Annotated in this window: 15 protein-coding genes and 3 tRNA genes; 12 read left to right on the top strand and 6 right to left on the bottom strand. The window is 41.2% G+C overall.

Features of this window, described 5'->3' with window-relative positions; genetic code table 11:
- The first annotated feature begins 18 nt into the window (after positions 1–18).
- The 5 genes from ACJV7B_RS02895 to ACJV7B_RS02875 all read left to right on the top strand — a co-directional run bounded on the left by ACJV7B_RS02895 (position 19) and on the right by ACJV7B_RS02875 (position 1,871).
- Positions 19–498 carry a Dps family protein gene (locus ACJV7B_RS02895; protein ID WP_116794492.1) on the top strand — a complete coding sequence of 160 codons (480 nt, stop codon included), beginning with the start codon at positions 19–21 and terminating at the stop codon, positions 496–498.
- Positions 499–624: 126 nt separating this feature from the next.
- Positions 625–698: transfer RNA gene (locus tag ACJV7B_RS02890), tRNA-Ile, on the top strand.
- Positions 699–725: 27 nt separating this feature from the next.
- Positions 726–798 (top strand) — tRNA-Ala (locus ACJV7B_RS02885).
- A gap of 261 nt (positions 799–1,059) precedes the next feature.
- Positions 1,060–1,665, top strand: coding sequence for a hypothetical protein (locus tag ACJV7B_RS02880; protein ID WP_116794491.1), 606 nt, complete (start codon positions 1,060–1,062; stop codon positions 1,663–1,665).
- A 2-nt stretch (positions 1,666–1,667) separates the two neighbouring features.
- Positions 1,668–1,871: a hypothetical protein gene (locus ACJV7B_RS02875; protein WP_116794490.1), complete on the top strand. Its 204-nt coding sequence runs from the start codon at positions 1,668–1,670 to the stop codon at positions 1,869–1,871.
- 142 nt (positions 1,872–2,013) lie between these two features.
- Here ACJV7B_RS02875 and ACJV7B_RS02870 read toward each other — a convergent pair whose 3' ends face one another.
- Positions 2,014–2,673, bottom strand: coding sequence for a response regulator transcription factor (locus tag ACJV7B_RS02870; RefSeq protein WP_004109469.1), 660 nt, complete (start codon positions 2,671–2,673; stop codon positions 2,014–2,016).
- Positions 2,673–3,809: a sensor histidine kinase gene (locus ACJV7B_RS02865; protein WP_419388936.1), complete on the bottom strand. Its 1,137-nt coding sequence runs from the start codon at positions 3,807–3,809 to the stop codon at positions 2,673–2,675. The genes ACJV7B_RS02870 and ACJV7B_RS02865 overlap by 1 nt, the downstream gene beginning before the upstream one ends.
- Positions 3,810–4,363: 554 nt before the next feature.
- Between ACJV7B_RS02865 and ACJV7B_RS02860 the strand changes: the two genes are divergently transcribed.
- The 3 genes from ACJV7B_RS02860 (at position 4,364) to ACJV7B_RS02850 (ending at position 8,540) form a co-directional block, all read left to right on the top strand.
- The gene (locus ACJV7B_RS02860; RefSeq protein ID WP_419388935.1) at positions 4,364–6,640 is read left to right on the top strand and encodes a heavy metal translocating P-type ATPase; all 2,277 of its coding nucleotides are present in this window, start codon (positions 4,364–4,366) and stop codon (positions 6,638–6,640) included.
- Positions 6,641–6,803: 163 nt separating this feature from the next.
- Positions 6,804–8,300, top strand: a complete 1,497-nt coding sequence (locus ACJV7B_RS02855) for an FAD-dependent oxidoreductase (protein ID WP_116794487.1) — start codon at positions 6,804–6,806, stop codon at positions 8,298–8,300.
- Between the two features lie 169 nt (positions 8,301–8,469).
- Positions 8,470–8,540, top strand: a tRNA-Gly gene (locus ACJV7B_RS02850).
- A gap of 22 nt (positions 8,541–8,562) precedes the next feature.
- On the opposite strand, the gene ACJV7B_RS02845 is transcribed toward ACJV7B_RS02850, so the two are convergent.
- Complete coding sequence (locus ACJV7B_RS02845; RefSeq protein WP_419388934.1) at positions 8,563–11,319, bottom strand: Rib/alpha-like domain-containing protein; 2,757 nt, start codon at positions 11,317–11,319, stop codon at positions 8,563–8,565.
- Positions 11,320–11,593: 274 nt separating this feature from the next.
- Between ACJV7B_RS02845 and ahpC the strand changes: the two genes are divergently transcribed.
- Both ahpC and ahpF read left to right on the top strand, forming a co-directional pair.
- Positions 11,594–12,157, top strand: a complete 564-nt coding sequence (ahpC, locus tag ACJV7B_RS02840) for an alkyl hydroperoxide reductase subunit C (protein ID WP_004133847.1) — start codon at positions 11,594–11,596, stop codon at positions 12,155–12,157.
- A 127-nt stretch (positions 12,158–12,284) separates the two neighbouring features.
- Positions 12,285–13,940 carry an alkyl hydroperoxide reductase subunit F gene (gene ahpF, locus ACJV7B_RS02835; RefSeq protein ID WP_375169211.1) on the top strand — a complete coding sequence of 552 codons (1,656 nt, stop codon included), beginning with the start codon at positions 12,285–12,287 and terminating at the stop codon, positions 13,938–13,940.
- A 249-nt stretch (positions 13,941–14,189) separates the two neighbouring features.
- Here the strand turns inward: ahpF and dcd are convergent, their stop codons facing one another.
- A complete protein-coding gene (gene dcd, locus ACJV7B_RS02830; protein WP_047923663.1) occupies positions 14,190–14,768 on the bottom strand; it encodes a dCTP deaminase in 579 nt (192 codons plus the stop codon).
- Between the two features lie 134 nt (positions 14,769–14,902).
- A complete protein-coding gene (locus ACJV7B_RS02825; RefSeq protein WP_419388933.1) occupies positions 14,903–17,887 on the bottom strand; it encodes a cation-translocating P-type ATPase in 2,985 nt (994 codons plus the stop codon).
- 305 nt (positions 17,888–18,192) lie between these two features.
- Between ACJV7B_RS02825 and rlmB the strand changes: the two genes are divergently transcribed.
- Together rlmB and ACJV7B_RS02815 are read left to right on the top strand one after the other, a co-directional pair.
- Complete coding sequence (rlmB, locus tag ACJV7B_RS02820; protein WP_410314753.1) at positions 18,193–19,188, top strand: 23S rRNA (guanosine(2251)-2'-O)-methyltransferase RlmB; 996 nt, start codon at positions 18,193–18,195, stop codon at positions 19,186–19,188.
- Between the two features lie 105 nt (positions 19,189–19,293).
- Positions 19,294–20,955, top strand: coding sequence for an ABC transporter ATP-binding protein (locus tag ACJV7B_RS02815; protein WP_419389018.1), 1,662 nt, complete (start codon positions 19,294–19,296; stop codon positions 20,953–20,955).
- Positions 20,956–21,049: 94 nt separating this feature from the next.
- Here the strand turns inward: ACJV7B_RS02815 and ACJV7B_RS02810 are convergent, their stop codons facing one another.
- Complete coding sequence (locus ACJV7B_RS02810) at positions 21,050–22,882, bottom strand: S1C family serine protease (protein ID WP_419388932.1); 1,833 nt, start codon at positions 22,880–22,882, stop codon at positions 21,050–21,052.
- Positions 22,883–22,956: the final 74 nt, after the last annotated feature.

Raw genomic sequence — 22,956 nt, 5'->3', positions numbered from 1 at the left:
ATCTAAGGAAGGATAAATATGGCCTTATTGCATATTTTGCCAGGTCTCGACGAGGCGGCCAGTGAAAAGGCTGTTGCTGTTTTGCAGAATCGTTTAAGCCACGAGCAGGAGGCTGCTTTGGTACTTAAACATGCTCACTGGAATGTTACTGGCTCAGATTTTATTGCTGTGCACGAAATGCTTGATCCGCAGGTTGCTGAAGTTTTGGCGCAGGCGGATGAAACTGCTGAGCGAATTGCAACTTTGGGTGGCTCTCCACTTGGACGCGCAGATGATGTTGTTGCAGCTCGCACATGGAAGCGTTTTGCTCTAACTGGTCGCAAGTCAACTAAAGAATATTTGCAGGCTCTTATTGAGTATTACAACGATATGATTGCAGACGATCGCAAAGCTATTGCGGAGCTTGACAATCTTGACATTGTGAGCTCTAACATTATTCAGGATCACGTGCAGCAGCTGGAAAAGTTCCAGTGGTTTATGCGCAGTCATCTTGATTAATTAACCTCTGTTTGATTTTTTTGATTCAAGCCGCAACATGCCGTTTTCTTTTTATGGCGTGTTGCGGTTTGACATTTTCTGTGTCTGTGCTAATGTAACTACTTGTATGTTTTAGGCATACAAGTTGGGCCCGTAGCTCAGGTGGTTAGAGCGCATCCCTGATAAGGATGAGGTCGGAGGTTCAAGTCCTCCCGGGCCCACGATAGAATGGTTACATTCTTTCAAATGGGGCTATGGCGCAGCTGGTAGCGCATCTGCTTTGCAAGCAGAGGGTCAGGAGTTCGAGTCTCCTTAGCTCCACAAGCAAGGTTCTGGTTGATTTTTCAACCAGAACCTTTTGTTTATCAATTTCTCTCTTGTCACGTGCCCATTCAATTTTTGGGGAATAACCCAATTTTTTACTGATTACCCCTAATAAAATTAGGGTGACACCCTGATATTTGTCAGTGTTGTAAAAAATATAAAAATGTTTAAATAGTTGAATCTCTTCCCAGAGATTACTGCATATATTTTGCTGTGGAACTATACACAATATATTGTTAATACGGAAGGTTTAGATAAATGAAAGCTTTAAATACTCTTATATCTGCTGCAACAACACTGGCAATAAGTTTTAGCTGTGTCGGAATTGCAATAGGTGAAGAAACAAACAACTATAACAAATCACAGTCAATAATAGCATCACGTGAAACGACCACTTGTTATTACAGTGGTTACGAACTAACTTCAGAAGAGCAAAGATTTGCCGATGCGCTTACAGTGGAATTGGAGAAATTTGATAATATCACTGACATTAAAAATATTAAACTTACTGCGTCAGAGTTATATCCAAATGATTTAGTTAAACAACAGGAATACATTGAATTTTCTTCCAAACCTTTAACAAAAAAGTATGAAACTAGAGCGTTGCCTGCAGTTGTTGCAGCAGCTGTTCCAATTATTGCAGCTTGCGTTTCACGTGGATTATCAGGAGCAGCTCTTGATCAAGTAGTAAATGCTTTGCGTGGTAACAAGATTGGAAAAGCAGATGATTTAATATGGTCATTTGCTACTGGATGCGTTGGTTGGGGTCCCTTGAAATGGGCGTTTAATGCAACAAAACCTGTAGTATCACGTGCACTAACCTGGGCAGTGCAACAGGCTCTCAAATTAGCTGGAAAGATGTAGAAATGATGTATAAGATAAAACAAAATATTGCTGATATTTCTGCTGGCGTAGTTTCTTTATTAGTAGCTTCATTCGTTAAAGGTCAAGGTTGGAATATTCAAAATATTATGATTTGGCTTGCAACATTCGTAGCAACATATATCACATTACGTCTATTATTTATGCTTTTCAAAATTGTAAGAACTCTTCTCACTAAAAAACAGTAAATTTAGGGTTATAGGCCGAATCTATGGCAAATAAATCGGCCTATAATCCTAAATTTTAAAAAGATATGAAGCATAAACTTATTAATTTAATAATTCAAATATTACAATTAGTAATTGTTTGAAGTTATAATCGCTTTATTTATCAGTATCCGGCTTTAATGGCTGTTATAGTAAGCTCTCCTCTGTTGGTGTATCCAGTGGCAACAAACAATTCTGAAACATAAGCTCGTACAGTTGTTTCAGAAAGACCTAATTCCTTTGCAATTATTTTGTTAGGTAATGCCTGTATGAGTAAATCAAACACAGCTCGTAAATAATCTGGCAATTGGTTTATTTTTCTATGAAAATGCTCGTACTCTGTCAAATTTTTCTTGCTGGCAAGATATGTTTCAGTGAGTATTTGAGTAGGACGAGACCCAAATACTTTCTTCCCATCATATGATTGCTTAATTAACTGAGCTAGTTCAGAGGATGAAATATCCTTAGTAAGGAACCCATTCACGTGATTTTCAAGAGATTCTGCAAGTGAGATTTCATTGGTAAAAGAAGTAAGAACAACTATTACTATTTCTGGGTAAAGTCGCTTAATTTCTTTCAGAGTGCTAATACCGTCTAGTATTGGCATATCTAAATCAAGTAGAACAACATCTATAGTCTGTTTTTCTAATACGCGCAATACTTCAAGACCATTTTTCACAGCATCAACCACAGTTAAACCATTTTGCAGTTTTAGCAAATTAGCAAGTCCTTCACGAATAATCTGATCATCATCAGCAATCAAAATTCGAATATTTTCACTCATTAATTCCCCTTACTTATTTCTGCTATGGGCATGGTAGCATTAATAATCCATTGTTTCCCAGTAGAAACAAAACTCATTCGCCCGCCTTCATTTTCAATCTGTGACTGTAAATTCACTAGCCCAAACCCACCAGTAAATTTATTTTGTATTAAATTATCCCCAATCTGATTGCTCATCATTAAAGACACTTCAGACTCATCAAGATCAATATATAATTCTGCTTTTGAACCACTCTGCCCATATTTCAACACGTTAGTTGCAGCCTCACGTATAAACAAAGATGTGGTAATAATAGTGTTACGAGGAAGTTGATTATCAATATTCGTAATTACATCAGAATGCAGTGTTATATCACGTGATCGCAGCATAGCTGTAGATTCTTTAATTGCTCTAATTAAGCTTGGATTGGTAGATTGTATGTTTAAACGCATAATCATGTGACGTAAATAATTCGAAGCGTCTTGAGGAATAGTAATAAGAGGTTCGACTTCATCAGCAAGGTCTGGATGTGTAGCTGCTAGATTTTGAGATAATATAGATAGTCGAGCAAGATCCTTTGCAATTGTATCGTGTAGATGAATGGCCAACTCTTTACGAATTGAAGCTTCTGCAGAGGCAGACTCTTGACGCAAAATAGCAAGCTTTTTTATATACGTATTTTCCCTATCAGTTAATACTCTAAAACTAAAACCAACACCCATAACAATTGTAATCAAAATAACTTCACTTACTATACGTTCTACTGAATTTTCACTTATAGTTGTTTCTAATATAGATATGCTAATTAGTAACAAAATTGCTTTAAATGAGTGCTTGCAGATAATCCAGACTACAGCAATGAGAAATACTCCAAACAAAGGCAAATAACATGATTTAGAACAATAAAATATATCGATAAAAACAAACAATAAAATATAAAAGAAATCTCCTAAACGCCCAATCCAAGGAGCTATAGCAAGCACTATTCCTGATAATATTGATATAAAATATACCATGCTATTGTGTGGAGTAGAAATAGATTGAAGCAAAAATTCAAAAATTGTAATAACAACAGCAAATAATAAATATGTTATTTTATAATCATTTGTACGCGGTTTTATGAGATTATGTATGTACTCAAGCGGTCTTGTCAACATTATTTCTTCTTGCATATCTTAAAATATGGGAATAATACGCACAGTAAATTGGCATGACGAGTTTCACCGACGGTATTTTTCAATGTAGTATAAGGTTCATCTGCGGATGCATAAGAACTACTCTGAACAGACATTATAAAACTTATCACTATTGCCAATAATAATGTTATTAAACGAAAAACAATCTTCTGAATCTTAGTGATTATATACTTATTCATAACAATCCCTTTGAATTTCTTTAACACTTAACTTACTATATAAAATTATCATTTGTTGGCGAATTTGTGTATCGACAAATGATGAGTTTATGTAGAGCTTTATTGCGATTTTTTTTATTGGAACTTATTACGGTGCTTTTTGGAAGCATAATATTTACATGAGAATGTTTCTCATCAAGGCCTATTGGTATGATTACTAAATATAAATTAAATATAAATCTTTACGCCGTGTATTGAGTGCACTATTTAAGTTGCGCTCAGTGGGTTAACAAGGCGTGAAATCGTGTGTTAGCAGCGTTTTAAGCGTAGTTAACCTGATCAGCGTAAGGAAAGTGTATGCGTAAACTTTTAGCATATTGCCGTCGTGCACCACAATTAACAGTCGTAATTCTTGCTTTTCCGTTTATTGCGGCTTTGTACTCGTATAATTTGCCTATATTAACTACTTTCTGTGAGCGCATTGCTAACTTCACGCAACGAATTTTTGATTTCTTAAATCTTGATTTCGATATTTCCATAAGTCTTAGTGTTGGCAAAACTATTATCGTTATTCTCGTTTTATATACCAGCCTTGTTTCTTTGCGTAACATGATTAAAAATTTATTGCGCGGAACTTTAGGTATTGATTTGCTAGCTTTTGTTGCATTGCTTGCAACGCTTTTTATTGGTGAGTTCTGGGCAAGTTATCTTATTGTTGTAATGGTTTGGACGGGAGAGGCAATTGAAGATTTTGCGCATATGAAAGCTCAGCGCAATCTATCTCTTTTAGTAAGTGCAGCTCCAAAAACTGCTCATCTTATGACTTTGCCAGGTATTGAGCATGGAATGAATCATAATCAAGCAAATGATGAATCCTACGAACCGCCATGTTTGAGTGAAAATCAGTGCAAGCCTAGCTCGTGTGTTTTGTGCCAGCATGCTGAATTTAGAAAAGTAGATGCCGCTAATTCTAAGCAATCTAATAGTAGCGAGCAAAGTTGCGAAAGTAATTGCGAAAATAATAACTTGCAAAATTTCAACTGTAAACGAAATAATTGCCCATTTTTGCAAGCATCTGCAGACGGTGAAATCTCCTCAAATTTGCAGCGTTACGCTACAGTTGCAGTCGATGATTTAAAAGTTGGAAACGTAATTATTGTGCTTCCTGGCGAAACTGTTCCAGTTGACGGTGAGCTGCTAAGCGGTTCTGCAATTTTAGACACAAGTGCTATTAACGGAGAATCTGTTCCTAGAGAAGTCTATGCGGGAGCTTCGGTGCTTTCTGGCTGCGTAAACGGCGGCGTTGTGCTTATTATGCGCGTAACCAAGCTGTCTAAAAACTCGCAGTATCAGAAAATCATGCAGCTTGTTGAGTCTGCTAGGTCTTCTAAAGCTGCAGTAGTTAGATTTGCAGACATGCTATCTGTGCCGTTTACAATAATTTCGTTTGCAATAGCCGGCTTTGCTTGGAGCTTTTCTGGCGACGCATTGCGATTTGCGCAAGTATTGGTTTTAGCAACCCCATGTCCTCTGCTTATTGCAGTTCCAGTTGCTTGCATGGCTGGTACTGGGCGTTTAGCAAAACTTGGAATTGTTGTTAAAAGTCAGGATGTGCTTGAGCAATTAAGTCGTGTAACAGACGTATTTTTTGACAAAACTGGCACGTTGACGGTTAAACAGCCGCAAGTAGTAAATGTAGATGTAATCGATACTACGCAGAAAGCTGATCGTATTGTAATGCTTGCGGGCGTTCTAGAAACTTATTCTCAGCACATACTTGCAGGCGGTATTGCTAAAGCGGGAGCAAAGCTGTGGGAAAATGCTCACCCATCGTCGGTTCCGCAACTTCCTAGCGTTAGAGAATACCCTGTAGTACACAGTGTTAAAGAAGCTGCAGGCCAGGGTATTCAGGGCGTTGTGGATGGCATTTTAGTGCGTGTAGGCAGACACGAGTATGTTACAGAGCAAAACACAAATCAAACTATAGGTAAATCTCTTGCAGCAGACGAAATGGCAACCTACGTGTCTTTTGACGGCGTGCTGGTAGGAAGAATCGTATTAAAAGACGTGCCGCGAAATAACGCGAAATCAACTATTGCTTTGTTGCGCGCTTTGGGTGTTAGAACAATAGCAATGCTTACTGGTGACGGTTTACAAGCTGCAACAACCATTGGCAAAAGCGTTGGTATTGATTCTGTGCATGCAGATTTGCTTCCGCAAGATAAATTAGCGTATGTAAAAAAGCACAATTACAATGCAGTCAAAAATAAGAAAGATTCAACCGTAACCATGATGGTTGGTGACGGAGTAAATGATGCTCCAGTTCTTGCAGCTGCAGACATTGGTGTGGCTGTAACGGATGGCACAGATACTGCAGCATCGGAGTGCGCGCAAGTAGTTATTATGAACAACAATATTGCGTCAGTTGCTAATGCTGTAAGCGTTGCAAAGCATACAAAACGAGTTATGATACAGTCAGTTTTGCTTGGAATAGGTTTGGCTATTGTAAGCATGATTTTAGCTGCTTTTGGTTTCATTCCAGCGGTTATTGGCGCAATGATGCAGGAAATTATTGACGTTATTTCAATTACTTGGGCGTTAACTGCTTTGCGCTCGCGTGAAAAGATTAAATAAAGCGTTTTAATCTAAGCTTTTTAACGTAAGCATTTTGTAAGACTTAGCAATGCGCTAGTCTAATTATGAAAGCACTTGAAGGAAATCTGTGCTTGAAGTCCGCGCATAATGCGCGCAAAAACGGCAAAAGTGCCGTATTGTATAGTTCAATATGGGGATAATAATGAAAAAAAATAATTTAATAGAAAATGTTGCACCAGAAACATCTCAGGCCTCTGAGATTTCTAAAGTGCATGTTCCTGAAGTTAGAATTGCAGTAATTGGTGCAGGACCTGCTGGAGTGTATTCTTCCGATATTTTCTTGCGTCAGCTTGCTAAACGTGGCGAAGAATTAGGACTCGGCACAAGCGCTCGCATTGATCTTTTTGAAAAATTGCCTGTGCCTTTCGGCTTAGTGCGTTATGGTGTGGCTCCGGATCATCCAAGTATTAAATTTATTGCCGATGCGCTTGAAAAAACTCTTGATAATCCAAATATTCATCTTTATGCGAATGTTGAATTTGGTAAAGATATTACTTTAGAAGATTTGCTTGCGCGCTACGATGCAGTGCTGTTTGCTACAGGAGCTGTGGAAGATAGGCCATTGCGGGTTCCAGGTGCTGATTTAGACGGAGTGTACGGAGCTGCAAAATTCGTAGAATGGTACGACGGATACCCAACTAGCAAGCGCACGTGGCCGCTTGAAGCCAAGGAAGTAGCTGTTATTGGCGGCGGAAATGTGGCAATGGATGTTGCTCGTGAGCTTTTGCGAGATTCTGATTATTTGCGCGCGCATACGGATATTCCAGATGATGTGTACGAAGGATTGCAGAAAAATCAAACTCAAACCTTGCATTTATTTATTCGCCGAGGCGTAGCTCATGCGAAATTCTCCGTGCAAGAATTGCGCGAAATGGAAAAGTTAGCCGGAGTGCAAATTGTTATTAACGAGGACGATTTTGAGCTAGACGATGAAACGATAGAAGTTGCTGGTAACGATAAGCTCACGCGCCAAATGGTTGAGGAACTTTTCGCTATTCGAGACATGGCAGAAGACATGGAAGATGGTGGGAACGTTGATTTTGAGGGCAATCCTGCTAACCGACGTTACGTTATTCATTTCAACTCGGCTCCTGTAGAAATTCTTGGCGAAGATGGGCGTGTGAAAGCAATACGAGTTGAGCGAACTGTAACAAGCGCGGATGGCACAATGTCTCGCACAGGTGAATTTGAAGATTACGCTGTGCAAGCCGTGTATCATGCGATTGGCTACCATCCTGCTGAGGTTGCAGGCATTGCTTACGACGAAAAGCGCACGTTGCTTGCAAATAATGACGGCAGAATCGTAACTTCTTCGGAAAATGGTGAGGTGCGCGAACGCTTGTACGCTACCGGCTGGGCTAAAAGAGGACCTGTTGGTTTAATTGGTTCTACTAAATCTGACGCGCTTCTTATTGTTGATCGCATGCTTGAAGATTTAGCAAAATCCGGGCTGATTGCAGAGGATCGTAACGAAAAGTCCATAGATGAGCTGCTTAAATCTCGAGGCGTGAAAGCCATCGATTACGCCGGCTGGAAACGAGTAGATGAGTATGAGCGTGAAGCTGGTGCTAAAGAGCAGCGCGCTCGAAAGAAAGTAGTATCATCTGCGGATCTTATAGCTATTGCCTTAGATTGTTAATCTGCGGTTGTTGATTTGTGGTTGTTGATTTGCGGTCTTGCCTGCCGCAATCAAACAGCAAGTGCTCTGTTTATGTAATTATTTAGCGCTAAGTAAGTTTAAGTATTTGCATACTCAATAGCACATGCTAGTCTTAAAAAGTTGCATGCAATAATTTTGTTTGCAACATGCGGATGTAGTTCATCGGTAGAATGGAAGCTTCCCAAGCTTCAGAGGCGGGTTCGACTCCCGTCATCCGCTCTTCGACAAGTTCTTTTACTATCTAGTATTTAATTCGATTTGCTTTTCTCATGCTTAAAACAACAACGAAGCTTGCAAATAGCGTTACTGCGATGCTAATAAGCGCTGGAATTGTTTGGATTCCAGTATTCGCAAGAGGATGGCTGCTTGTGGTTGGCTTGCTCGCTTCTTTCTGCGTGATTACGTTCTTGTTTGCGTTGGCAGTTGCTTCCGTGCTTGCGGTTGAAGTTAATTTGTTTTCGATAGTATTTTGCACATTTTGTGTGTTTTGTGTTTGTGGAATACCAGTTTCACCTGTGGAAGAATTTTGTGAAGTGTCATCCCTCTTTACTAAAACGTTCGTCCAAGCAACTTGATTGCCTTGCTCATCAATCAGCACAATAGTGTGATTTCCCACATATTCTTTAGGAATAACAGCGTCGAAAGATGGTTTTCCATCTGCACTGAAATGAACCGTTACGTATTCGGTTCCATATTGTCCATTTAGAAGACGAGGATTTGAATAAATGTATGCGTAGGCTTTTACTTGCTTTTCTTTATTAAGTTTGTTCAGAAAGTCTGCGCGAGCATTTAAAGTAACCGTAATTTTGTTACTTTTACCTGCGTAAACAATGTTGTGTTCGCCGGCTTTTAGAGTGTTTGCAAGCTCGGTTTTAAGTTTATTAACACTTGCTGGAGCTGACGGTATTGTTGTAGTTCCCGCACTCTGATTGGTCTTGTTATGATTTGTAGGATTTTCAGGTTCAGCAGGATGATTGTTTTCATTATGCTGTGGGTTTGGAGTTGGGTTTGCAGGGTGCTCAGGCTGTGGTTGTGGATTCTCAGGCTGTGGCTGTGGCTGTGGCTGTGGCTGTGGGGTTGGCGGTACAGGCGATGGAGCAGGAGGCGCTGGAGGTACAGGTGTTGGAGCAGGCGGTACCGGAGTTGGTGTTGGCGGCACTGGTGGTGCAGGCGGTACTGGCGTTGGCGCAGGCGCAGGCGTTGGTGTAACTGGAGTTGCTGGCGTTAGCTTGGTCCAAGGAATGGTTTTCTTCGCTGGTTTTAATGGTGTTGCCGGAATTATTTTTACAACGTGAGCTTTAAGAATTACCTTCCGTTTTGCGCCACTCGCAAAAGTTACTTCTACTTTAAATGTTGCTTCACCAATGTTTGTTGTATTTGGTTGTTCTACAACTTTTACTGTGCTGTTTTCTGGTAAACCTTGCAAATACGGCTTAAAGTCGAAATCAGCAGGAATCGTAGTATCTTTTTTGACTTCTACTTTCTTACCTTCTACTACCGTAACGTTTGGAAGTTCCTCGATATTAGCCAATCGCTTATGAATAATTATTGGAACTATAATAGTTTTTACTGAATTATCAGATAATGTAAGTAATATTTTACCTTCGTATTTTCCGCTTTTAGAAGTATCAATAGCGGTTTTATCTGTAATATCTGTAATAGTAGATCCTTGCGGTCTGTCAGATGCGTTAAGAAGATAATCTGTTACTTTTGGTAACTTATCGTTTTCAAAAATGTCTATGTTTTTAATTTTAGGCTCGAAAGATTGTTCGTCAGTTTTAATAACTGGTTCATTAACTAATCCGTCAAGTGCATCAATTTTGCGACCGATTCCCTCAATTTTATTGCGTTCGCCAACTGTGAATCCTTTGAAACTATCCATTCTAGGCTCAAAGTAACTACGAGATCCGTGACCTTCTCCAGATTTTCCTATGCTTATTGCGCCGTTAAGGTTTCCTATTGGTCCTATTACTTTATCGTTATCCACTTTGTAGTGAACAGCATAACCTTCTTTTGTTAATTTATCGCCAAAATCAGATGTTTCCCAAAGCCATTTGTTGAATAGATTTCCTTTAATCTTTGGAGCGTTAAAAGTATAGGCCTTTGTAATCCATTGGTAATTTTTTTGTTTAGCGTAAATTAAAGCACGTTGAGATAAATAACCTCCGAGAGAATGCCCTGTTATATATAAATTAGTAGCAAGTTTTTCTCTATTGATTTTATCCATCACATTGTTTACATCTAAAGCTTGGCTCGGGTTTGATCCCATTGCTAGTTTAATGTCATTAGTAAAATCTCCGCCGCTTTCAGTTCCTCGGATTCCAAGAACTTGCACGCCGTTTTGTTCAATAAATGGATATGCAGGATTTACATTTTCAAAAAGAATAGCATCAAATCCGCTTCCAAAGTGGTATGTTTCTTTGACTTTCCAGAATGGCGCAAGCTCGTTATGCATAAGCTTATATTCGTTGCGATCTTTGTGAATTTTAGTGAGTGGTCTTGAGTAGTCAAGTACTTCTTTGACGTACTCGTCTTTTCTATACACAAGTTCCATAAACAGCGCCATGTCGCGAGGGCTAATATCCCACCTGCGAGGATTTTTATCGTCTTTGTCGTTTAATCCATCGCCGTCGGTGTCCTTAATAAGCGGATGTGAATTGTATCCGTAATATGTGCGTCCGTTTTTTACGTAAGTGTAAAGCTCTTCGCTGTTCTTAAGACCGTCGTCATCGCTATCTGCGTTTGGATCTAGCTCGGGCTTGTGATATAGCAATGAGTCAATCTGATTATTTTCCAAACGAATTCTGCCAGTTGAAATGTCGTGAGCAGTTTGTGCAGTCAAAGGAGTATGCACTGGTTCGCTAGCAGTAGTGCTATTTTCAGTTGCCAATGCAGCTGTAGTTGTAGCTAATGGTAAACCAATAAAACTTGTAGAAAGTAAGCCGAAAGCTACTATTATGCCGCTTATGGTTTTGAAAATGCTAGCGTTGCTTTTCATGTTTGCGCTAATCCTTTATCTGTTTTAGTGCGTTATTTCAAGTACATTATACGGTATACGCGTATCTTGCTTAATAAATCAATATGCATGCTTATAGTCTTATGCAACTAAAAACAAGACTTTCTACTATATATTCTGTTAAACAATGCTGTCAAATACCCTAATTAGTGATATAGAATACATTTTAACTATGGAAGCAACACTATTTATTGCCTATAATCAGTATTGATAGTTTCGCTTAGAAAGCACAATTAAACATATTGAGGAGCATAGTATGAGTTTAATGAACACGCATATTCTTCCATTCAAAGTAAATGGTTATAAGAATGGTGAATTTGTTGAAGTAAGCGATGCTGACGTACTCGGCAAGTGGGCTATTTTCTTCTTCTACCCAGCGGATTTTTCATTCGTATGCCCTACTGAGTTGGAAGATCTTGCAAACCACTATGAAGAATTGCAAAAGCTAGGTGTTGAAGTTTACTCAGTTTCTACGGATACACATTTTGTGCACAAAGCATGGCATGACGATTCTGAAGCAATTGCAAAAGTAAAGTACACAATGTTGGGAGATCCTTCCGGAGCTCTTTCGCGTAATTTTGATGCTTGGAATCAAGAATCAGGTTTAGCTCACCGCGCAACTTTCCTAGTTGACCCGCAAGGTATGATTCAATTCTTCGAAATGACAGCTGATGGCATTGGCCGTAATGCCGACGAGCTGCTTCGTAAAGTTAAGGCAGCGCAGTATATTGCAGCGCACCCAGGCGAAGTTTGCCCAGCAAAATGGGAGCAGGGTGAAGAAACCTTGGAGCCTTCTATCGATTTGGTCGGCAAAATCTGATTTTTGCAATTAAATATTAAAGAATCTTTTTAAAGAATTTTCGCAATGCGTAGGGGGCTACGTTCATAGTTTCCTACGCATTTAACTTATTTTTGCTTGTGGCTAAAGTTACCGAAGGAAGTAGATTATGTCTTTGTTGAATGCGTCATTAACTGCTCAGCTTTCAGAATTACTAAAAAAGATGGTATCTAAAATAGAAATCGTTTCTTACGTTGACAATTCTGAAACATCTCAAAAAGTTAGAGCATTGTTAGAAGAAGTATCTCAACAAAGCAACAAAATCAGTATTGTTGAAGTAAATAATAATGAAACCAACAATTCAAAGCGTAAGCCAAGCTTTGAATTGCGCAGAAAACTAGATAATTCAGCAAATGGAGAATCTACTGTATCGGTTAGTTTTGCAGGATTGCCTTTAGGACACGAATTCAGTTCTTTAGTATTAGCGCTTCTACAAGTAAGCGGCTATGCGCCAAAAATTAGTGATGAGCAGCGCGAAGCAATACTTAAACTTGGTCCACACAATGTAACAACTTACATGTCGGTAACTTGCTTAAATTGCCCAGAAGTTGTGCAATCACTTAATACCATTTCTATTATTAACCCTAAAATTCAGCATACCGCGGTAGAAGGTAGCGCTTTTAGAGAAGAAGTGGAGCGCCTTGGCATAATGAGCGTGCCGGCAGTGTTTGAAGATGGCAAACTTATTTCCTCCGGACGAGCAGGAATAGACGAACTGGTGGCAATACTTGCGTCTAACGAAAAATCTGATGGGAATAATAGTGTTTCTGCGGCAAATGTTGCGCTCGCAGAAAAAATGAACGCGCAAGACCCATACGATATTGTTCTTGTGGGCGGTGGCCCTGCTGCTTCTGCTGCCGCAATTTACACTGCTCGTAAAGGCTTGCGCACGGCTATGATTATGGATCATCGTGGCGGGCAGGTTGTAGAAACCGAAAGTATTGAAAATCATATTTCGCAAACGCATACTACTGGCGCTCAACTAGCAGCAGATTTAACTAAACATATTTCGCAATACGATATTGACGTATTTACTCCTGATTGGGCAGACTCGCTCGATTTATCTAATGAACCATATGGGTTACATACAATTCATGCTCGTTCTGGCGGATCTTTGAAAGCGCGTGCAGTGATTATTGCAACTGGCGCAACTTGGCGTACATTAGGCGTTCCTGGAGAAGATGAGTATAGGAATAGAGGCGTATCGTTCTGCCCTCATTGCGACGGTCCACTTTTTAAAGATAAGAATGTTGTCGTTGTTGGTGGCGGAAATTCTGGAGTAGAAGCAGCGATTGATTTAGCTGGTATTGCAAAGCACGTTACTGTAGTCGAATTTATGGATACTCTTAAAGCGGATCAAGTATTACTAAATACTTTGCATAATTTGCCAAATACTGAAATTATTACGAGTGCTGCTGTAAGCAAAGTTGAAGGCAATAGCACTAAAGTTACGGCGGTTAAATATATAGATAGAAATAGTGCGAATAATTCCGAATCTAAAGAGCATGTTATTGAAGCGGACGGCGTATTTGTGCAGATTGGTTTGGCTCCAAATACTCGCTGGCTCGCAAATCAGATTCCTCTAAATAATAGAGGAGAAATTATTACAAATCGCGCTGGTTGCACTGATATTCCAGGTATTTTTGCAGCTGGAGATTGTTCGGACGAACCGTATAAGCAGATTGTTACAGCGTATGGAACGGGCGCAAATGCTGCATTATCTGCATTTGACTATCTTATCCGCAGCTCGCAAAACAGATCTTAACTCCTGCTGGGAGAGAAGTAATTTATGTTGCGAAAAAAATTTAACCCCGGCGCCTGTGCGCCGGGGAAATAAAGGAGAGAAGAAAAGAATAAATTCTAGGTGCCATGCACCTGTCGTTTTGTTCGACACTATTATAAAACCATACTATTCTGAGCAGTACAGTAATACAACCTGAAAATTCTCTGTGAATATTATACTTTTCTTCTGAATTTTTACGATTTTTGCAAAAATCATGCCATAAAAGCATTGCTAGCTTAAATCAGCACGGTAGAAATGCTCATACGAACGCGACGGAGTTGGACCGCGCTGACCCTGATAGTGCGAGCCGTTAACAGCTGAACCATACGGATTCTCGCATGGTGAGCTTAACTGGAAGAAGCACATTTGACCAATCTTCATACCCGGCCAAAGCTTAACCGGCAAAGTACTCACGTTAGAAAGTTCCAAAGTAATATGACCTTCGAAACCTGGATCAATAAAGCCAGCGGTGGAATGTGTCAAAATACCAAGACGTCCAAGCGAGCTCTTGCCTTCCAAGCGTGCAGCAATAGTTGCGTCAAGCTTTACATACTCCCATGTAGCTCCTAGAGCAAACTCACCAGGATGCAAAATCCAAGGCTCATTAGGAGCAACCTCAAACTGCTCAGTAAGCTCACCCTGATTTTCTGCAGGATCAACATACGTGTAAGCATGGTTGTTAAATAAGCGGAAAAAACGGTCGAGGCGCACGTCAATTGACGCAGGCTGTACCATTTCTGGGGTCCATGGGGTCAAATCAATATGGCCCTCATCATGAGCTTTGAGAATGTCGTGATCAGACAACAGCATGACGTCAAATCTCCTTGCAATAAAGCTTATACATCAGTAACTTCATTGTTCGCACGAAATATTTACTGCTATTTTGCGCGAAAATTACAATACTGATAATTGTAGCGCGTGCCGCGGTCTGTGCTTGCTTGCTTTTAAGCAACCACAGTTAAAGCTTTTTGAGCCTTGCGCTTTGCGATGAAACGTAACACGCACTTTCTTAACTCCGAAGCAATAAGTACAACCATTGAAAGGCCAAGGCACTCAAACCATTCATTTAAGCTCAAAGGAACAGTTCCAAATGGTTCGTTCAAGAACGGTATGTAAATTACTGCCAGCTGTAGAAGCACAGAAACTGCAATAGCGCCCCAAAGCCAACGGTTTGCAAACAAACCTACAAATACGCTTTGTGAATCGGAACGAGAAGCTAGTGCGTTAAGCATTTGCGCAAACACAAGAATTGTGAATCCCATTGTGCGAGCGTGAGTCATTTGTGCAGCGTGGCTCATAATGCCAACAGAACGGTCAGTAAATAAGCCTCCTGCCAAATGCATATCCATTCCAATTAACGTAATAGCAGCCATAATTATGCCGATAAATACAATATCTCCCCACATTCGTCGGTCGATAACGCTATCTGTAAGTTTTCGAGGCTTTCTATCCATTACATCGTCAGTTTGCGGATCAACTCCCATAGCAAGGGCAGGAGCTGCGTCCGTAAGCAGATTAATCCACAAAAGCTGAGTTGCAAGAAGTGGAAGCGTAACACCTACGGAATTAGGCTGCGTGATGCCTAGCGCTCCAGCAAAAACAACACCGCCGAAAACGGTGCAAACTTCACCAACGTTAGAACTGAGCAAGTATCGCAAGAATTTACGAATATTGTCGAAAATTCCACGTCCTTCGCGCACTGCTGCAACAATTGTAGAGAAATTATCGTCAGCCAAAATCATCTTGGCGGACTCTTTAGTTACTTCTGTACCAGTAATGCCCATTGCAACGCCAATATCGGCAGACTTTACGGCTGGAGCGTCGTTTACGCCGTCGCCTGTCATAGCAACAATATTTCCTTGACGTTGCAATGAAGAAACAATAGCAAGTTTGTGCTCAGGAGCTACTCGCGCGTACACGCTAGTTTTACTGATAGCTTCATCAAAAGCAATATTGTCGTCGTCGCGTGAGAGCAACTCGTCAAGTTCGTCGCCTGTAAGCGCATGCTTATCTTTTCCAATAATTCCAAGATCTCGAGCAATGCGCGTAGCCGTAAGAGGATGGTCGCCGGTAATCATAACAGTGCGGATTCCAGCTCGGTGAGCTTGAGCAACGCTGTCTCGAACTTCAATGCGAGGCGGGTCAATAATTCCAACCATGCCGTTCCAAATTAAATCAGATTCCAAAACGTCACTTTGCTCAGCAACGTCAGCAATCTGGCCGGCAGCATTAGAAACCATGCCGTCAACTTTCGCCAGACTATCAACGCCAAGCGGACGGTACGCCATTCCAAGAGTTCGGTAAGCTTCCCCCGAAAGGCGCTCAACAGTTGCCAAAATATCTTCACGATCGCCGTCGGTAAGCGGACGTACAGCACCAGCTACTGCAATTCGAGTGCAGTAAGAAAGAAGCACATCTGGAGCGCCTTTAGCGCAAACAATAAGATTTCCAGAATCTGAACCATCTTTTACAACTACAGACATGCGTTTGCGTTCAGAAGTAAACGGAACTTCAGCAACGCGAGTTAAGTGAGCGTAACGCTTATCTGCCTTTGTTTTACGCGCTGCAGCAACAATAGACACTTCTGTAGGATCTCCAACTGGCTGCCAATTTTTAGTAGATTCGTCGTAATGAAGATCGCCATCGTTAGCCAAATAGCCGGAACCTAAAGCTCCTAATACTTCTGTAGCAAGATTTTGCGGGACAGCAAGATCCGCATCTGCAGAATCAAGCAGCACCATTCGACCTTCAGGCTTGTAGCCGCTACCGGTAAGCTGCACTTCTCCACTAGGAGTAATTACGCGCTCAACGGTCATTTCGTTGCGAGTTAATGTGCCTGTTTTATCGGAGCAAATAACAGAAGCAGAACCAAGTGTTTCCACAGATGAAAGTTTTTTTACAACCGCATGATGCTTAACCATGCGCTGCACGCCAAGAGCAAGTACAACAGTCAAAATAGCAGCTAAGCCTTCTGGGACTGCAGCAACAGCAAGAGAAACAGAAAGAAGAAGCGAATCAATAATATCCTGAATACTATGGAAGCCTTCTAACAGCCACATTGAGGCAAGAACAACAGCCGCAATAATGCATACAGCAATACCAAGAACCTTAGAAACTCTTACCATTTCGCGCTCAAGAGGAGTGGATTCTTCGTCCGACTTGGAAAGCATATCCGCAATTTTTCCAACCTGCGTGCTCATGCCGGTTGAAGTTACAATAGCGCGACCAGTTCCTTGCGTAACAGCAGTTCCGTTGAAAACCATGTTTGTGCGGTCGCCCAAAGCTTTTGCGGATTGCAAAGTATCGGGACGCTTGCTTACAGCAACCGATTCGCCCGTAAGACTTGCTTCAGCAACACGCAAAGATGCTGCAGCAATTAAACGGCCGTCCGCAGAAACAGCATCGCCCTCGCCAAGAACAAGAATATCGCCAGGAACTACCTCGGTAGTATCGATGCGTATAACGTGTCCATCTCGCAAAACCGAAGTTTGCGGAGCGCTCATCCTGGATAAAGCCTCAACCGCTTCTTCCGCGCGTGCCTCTTGAATAAATCCAAGAACAGCATTTGCAATCAAAATTATGATAATAACAATGGAATCAAACGGTAGAACTTCTCCACCGCTGTTACCTTTATGCTGTGCTCTCTCCACGAACCAAGCAATCGCAGAAATAATAGTAGCTGCAATCAGCAAGTAAACAAGTGGATCTTTGAACTGTTCAAGGAATCGCTTCCATGCAGGCGTTTTTTCGGATGCAGCAAGCGCGTTCGGACCGAATTGTGCAAGTCGTTTAGATGCTTCTTCGGAACTTAAGCCGCAAGTTACGTCTACGTTTAAAGCTTGTGACACTTGTTGAACGTTTTGCAATGAAGGATCCTGATTGGCATCAGAGGCCTTGCGTTTGGATTGATCAAGAGTGTGATCAACCATGTTTTCCCCCTTGGGAGCGCCGCGGAGTAGTCAATAATCGCAACGCGAACGCTATTTTGTACGTTCAGCACTGTAACTATTGCGCGGTTGTGGAATATTGCGTCACTTTTAAAAAGCAGTTATTCGCACTTTTCTAAAAGCTTCCTGCAATAAATAAGTACCGTTCTATTATGTCATATAACGCGCCAATAAGTGCGCGAACCTAAAAAGAAGTATGTAAAATTAATAAAATTTATTGATATTTATTAAAAGTTAATGCTGCTTATTGCAAACTCAATGCCTCGGGGGCATGTGAGAATAGAGGTATGACTACGAAAAAAGGACCGACCAAGGGGTCGGGTGGAAAACATCGCAATGCATTGCGAGGCAAAGGGCCTACGCCAAAGGCTGAAGATCGCGTATATCATAAGGCTTATTTCGCTAAGAAAGCTGCTATAAAGCGCACTTTCGCTGACCCGCGTTTAGCTGCAAGGCGAAGGGTGGATAAGTTTGCCTCTGATTCGGATGAGTTGGTTATTGGCCGTAATGCTGTTCTTGAGGCTCTTAGAGTTGGAGTTCCAAGTTTACAGTTGTACGTTGCAAGCCGAATCGAACATGATGATCGCACTCGCGAAATTGTAAAACTTGCTGGAGTTAAGGGCTTGCGTCTGCTGGAAGCTGACCGTTTGGAAATGGATAGAATTGCGCGTTCTAGCAACCATCAGGGCATTATTTTGAAAGTGCAGCCTTACCAGTATTACGCTTTGCAGGAATTGGTTGAACGTGCAGAAAAGAAGTCTCGCGCAATGGAAGCTGCTGATTCTGCTGCTGCTCGAATTAATGCTCGTCCGTTGTTTATTGCTTTAGATGGTGTGACGGATCCGCAAAATTTGGGTGCTGTTATTCGTTCTGCTGCAGCATTCGGAGCTAACGGCGTGATTTTGCCTGAGCGTAGAAGTGCTTCCGTAACTGCTGCCGCTTGGAAAGTTTCTGCTGGTGCTGCAGCTCATTTGCCAGTTGCTCGAGTTGTTAATTTGAATAAGGCTATTCAAGGTTTGCGCGAGCGCGGCTGGTATGCGATTGGTCTTGATGGCGGCGGCGATAAGCTCGTTGGTGAAACTGGCTTTGAAACTGATCCGCTGGTTGTGGTTCTTGGCTCTGAAGGTAAGGGCATGAGCAGACTAACTCGTGAAGTTTGTGATGCTATTGCTGGAATCCCAATTTCTAACGCAGTTGAGTCACTTAACGCCTCGGTTGCGGCTGGAATCAGCTTGTATGCTGTGGCTAACGCTCGTCGTTTGGCTGCTGCAAAACAAAATTAAAATTAGATTCTGAAAAATGGATTCTATAAATTAGATTCACAAATATTTATAAATTATTCTGTTATGTCACGCTCGCCAAAGTGCGGGCGTGATTTTGTTTGCAAAATGAAGGAAGTTATGAACAATAATACGACTGCAAATCAATCGTCTAAAACCATATGGCTCGCTAAGCACTTTCGCGCGCTTACGCTATCAGCGTATCTTGTGGTTGTTGCTATTGTTATGTGTTTTCACGAGCCGTGGTTTGACGAAGCGCAGAGTTGGCTTATTGCACGCGATTCTTCGTTTGCTGATTTGTTAACTCTTCGTCCGCATTACGAAGGGCATCCGCCACTTTGGACACTTCTTCTTTCAATCCCTGCAAAAACAGGTGTTCCGTACGAAATTGGTCTTAAAGGTGTGCAGTTTTTGTGCGCTGCTCTTCTAGGAGGATGGCTGATTTTCCGCGCTCCTTTCAATCGCCTTACTATTGCGCTTCTGCCATTTACTTATTTTATTTGCTTCCAATACGGCGTTACTGCACGCCCTTACGCATTGCTATGCGTTTCTTTGCTAATGGTTGCACATTATTGGAAATATGCGGATTCTAAGCCATCTAATACTTGGAAACTTGTGCTAAGTCTTGTGTTAATGTGTGCGATTAGCGCTTATGGAATTGCTATTGCTGCAGGTTTTGCCTTGGCTTGGGTTGTGCGAAGTGTACAGATAGCTGGAATTAAGAATGCTGTTTGCGAAATATTTTCTAACATAAATCGTTTGCTTGGATGGATTTTGCTTGCTTTTGTTGGTTTTGCAAGCATTGCCTGCATTTGGCCTGCTGCTAACGCATTTGGTTCCCGCGCAACTTTTAGCGGAAATTCTCATCTTATTCAATTTCTGTATTTTATTTTCGTAGTTCCGTCAGAAAGCATGTTTACAGCATTCGCTGGAGATGTCTCTTTGAGAAGAATGTCTTTAGGAATATTGCCAACTATTATTTGCGTTCTTATTTCAATACTGATTTGGGCTTTCGCTATTTGTATTGCAAAGCGTAGGAAAATGTTGGTATCCCTTATTCTTCCTTATTTGACTTTTGCTATTATTGCAACGCAATATTTTACTTTGCATCATGCAGGAATCGTATTCGTATTCTTTATTGCGCAACTGTGGATGTGTGTTGCTAATAAGCCGCTTAATTTTGATATTAAGCTTGCAAATAAGTTAAGTAATAAGTGTGCATTTACTCAATCTATTATTGTTATTTTGCTAGCGCCAAGTTTGATTTGGAATATATTTGCTTGCGTTAATGATATTCGATTCGACTACTCAGGTTCTCGCGCTCTTGCTCAATTCATTCAGCGAAATCACGCAGAAAATAAGCGTTTCGTAACATCTTGGCTTCATAAAGAAGAAAAATTAGATAGTAACGGTAATACTATTTCCCCAGAATTCGAGGATGTACACCAGTATTCTTGGCAGCTTATTACAGCAAACCCTTATTTTGCGAAGAATCTTATTGATTGCAGTTATAAAAACAGTTCGTTTATTACTAATGAACGTCCTTCTGAGTCTCAAGCGTGGGATGAAATATCAGCTTGCAAGGCTAAAAAAGAACCTCAATTCTTTGTAACCGAATCAAGCGAACCGTGGTACTACTTTGTTGCATTGGACTACAATATTGAGCATTACACGGCGCATGTTATTGCTAAAACTAAATCCTCTTTCAAATCGAATGTTTCCGAAGGAACAGTAACTGTATACGAGCGCAAAAGTAGTGTGAAGAAATAAATAAATACGCCCCAATTGCAAGATAATCGCAAGATGCATCTTACTGTTGGGGCGTACTTATTATGGCCTTAAATATTTGCAGGCGTTATTTAATTTACCAGAATCCGAACGGATCAAAGATGCCGCCGTCATCTCCGTCACTATCGTCACGCTGCTGTAAATCATCGTCGTCATCGTCATCGGATTTACTACCACGATTTCGAGAGTTCTTTTTATTATTCTTCAGCGTCTTTTCTTTACGATTCATTCCGCTAACAGCAGCTTCTTCTTGGTTGAACGTAACAGTCAATTTAAGAGTGTTTCCGCCGCGAACTACAGTAAGTGTAGCCTTATTATTAAACGCTGTTGCTCGAACGTACCCAAGTAGAGCGTAATTATTAGCAACAGGTTTATCGTCAAACGCCACAATGGTGTCTCCAGCTTTAAGTCCTGCCTTAGCTGCCGGAGTTCCTTGATTTACAGAAACAATTTGAGCGCCGCCGCGAGTAATACCATTTGATTCCACGGCAACACTTTTAATCATAATTCCCAAAGCAACGTGCTTAACAGAACCATTTTTAATAATTTCTGAAACTACTCGCTTCACCAAGTTTGCTGGTATTGCAAAACCAATACCAATCGAGCCTGCTGTTCCGCCTTGAGTAGAGGTGGCTGCAATAGAAGAGTTTATGCCAATAATTTGGCCTGCTGCATTAAAGGTCGGTCCGCCAGAATTTCCTGGATTAATAGCGGCATCAATTTGCACAGCATTAGTTACGATTTCTGAACGGCTTTGATCGTCCATAACAGATACTGGACGATTTAATGCTGAAACAATACCTGTTGTAGCAGTGTCGTCATAGCCTAGCGGGTTGCCAATAGCCATAACTGCTTCACCAACCGCAAGCAAATCCGAATTTGCAAATTGTGCAGTTTTCAAATTTTTTGGCGGATTATCAAGCTTAAGAACAGCCAAATCTGTTGTTTTATCTGCTCCAACTAAAGTTGCAGAATATATTTGGCCGTTAGAAAGCGTAACTTGAATTTGTTTTGCGTCTGCAATTACGTGATTATTCGTAACTGCGTATCCTTTAGAATCAATTATTACGCCTGAACCTTTGCCCATTCCCTTGGCTAGGCGCGTTTGAATAGAAATTACGGAGCCAGAAACTTGACGAGCTACGCCACGCCAATCAGGAGATTGTGCGCCTTTAACTATTGCGGTTCCAGGGCCAGATGCTTTTGAACCGACGCTTTCTAAGGAGCTTCCTTGTGGAATTGCAATAAGGCCTTGCGAAACTACGAAAGTCATTACAACAACACAAACTATTGCTGAAATTACTGCAGATAAAATAGCAATCATAACAGGCGGAGTATTGTTATTTGCCTGAAGATTGACAAACTTTTCTCCCTTATTTACTGCGCTTGTTTCGCTGTGGTCTCCTTCATCTGTGCTATTAAACACTGGAGGAAGATTTTGCTGCGCGTTTTGATTAACATAATCGCCATTTGTGTGGTTAATATTTTCGTTAGATTCGTATGGATTTCCGAACGCATTAGAAGTATTTGCTGAAGGGGCATAAGGATTTTGCGGCCCAACATATGAGGCAGGCGCCGCATTAGCGCTAGGCATATTTAAGTTAGGCTGGTTTGCGCTAGGCTGGTTTGCGCTAGGCTGGTTTGTGTTAGGCTGACTTGCTGTTCCACTATTATTCACAGGTCCGTATGCGCCGAACTCTGGAGCAGGACTATAAGCTTGAACATTTTGAGCAGTCCGCGGCTGCGAATTTTGTTGCGGCTGTGTGTTCTGCGAATCCTGCTGAGCTTGCGTGCCTTGCTGGTCCTGCTGATTTTGCGGGTTCTGTGGGCCTTGCTGCTGTGCAATAGCCTCAGTATTTACATTGTTATTGGATTCCTGCTGATTGGTACCATACAAATCGTCAGCCATTCATCCTCCTTAAAAAAGACTCTTGATACACCATCATAAACCATCTTCTTATTTATATGCACTATTAAATTTAT

The sequence above is a fragment of the Gardnerella bretellae genome (assembly GCF_048545135.1).
GTDB classification, from domain to species: Bacteria; Actinomycetota; Actinomycetes; order Actinomycetales; family Bifidobacteriaceae; genus Bifidobacterium; species Bifidobacterium greenwoodii.
Note: the sequence above shows the minus strand (reverse complement) of the source record. Positions and strands in the feature narration are given on the sequence as shown.